The 644-nt window shown below is 61.3% G+C and carries 1 protein-coding gene; it reads left to right on the forward strand.

Annotated elements, in window-relative coordinates; translation table 11 throughout:
* Positions 1-644 (forward strand): AMP-binding protein (locus J5224_RS33580; protein WP_264629207.1); only part of this gene is annotated, 644 nt, incomplete at both ends.

Below are 644 nucleotides of genomic sequence, written 5' to 3' on the forward strand. Positions count from 1 at the left end.
GGCGTTGACGTGTTACGCGATCTGTCGCGGCAGCAGCAGAGCAATGCCAGCCTGGCGCCGGTGGTGTTTACCAGCGCATTGGCACTGGGCGATCTCTTCGAACCCCAGGTGCGCGCGGTGTTAGGGGAGCCCGTGTGGTCGGTTTCTCAGGGGCCGCAGGTGTTGATTGACGCACAGGCTACGGAATACCTGAACGGCATCATGCTCAATTGGGATGTGCGCACTGATAGGTTTGCACCCGGCGTGATTGATGCCATGTTCGATGCGTTTCAGCAACAGGTGCTCGCGCTACTTGACGATATAACGTGCTGGCAGCGCCCGCTGCCGGTGCCGCAACCGGTAGCGCCCTGGCCGCCGGAGGCAACCGAACCCGCCGGTGCGCCGACGCTGCTGCACCGCTTTTTTATGCAGGCCGAGCGAGAACCCGATGCCATCGCCTTACAGTGGGGTGAGCACGGTGTGCTGCACTATGGCGAATTGGCACAAAACGCGTTGTGCATCGCCCGTTTTCTTCAGGAGCAGGGCATCAAAACGGGTGATAGCGTCGCCATCAGCATGGGGAAAGGGCCGGAGCAGGTGATGGCGGTGTTAGGCACCCTGGCCGCAGGCGCAACTTACGTTCCCTGCGGTATCGATATTCCGCT

The sequence above is a fragment of the Candidatus Symbiopectobacterium sp. NZEC135 genome (assembly GCF_025962695.1).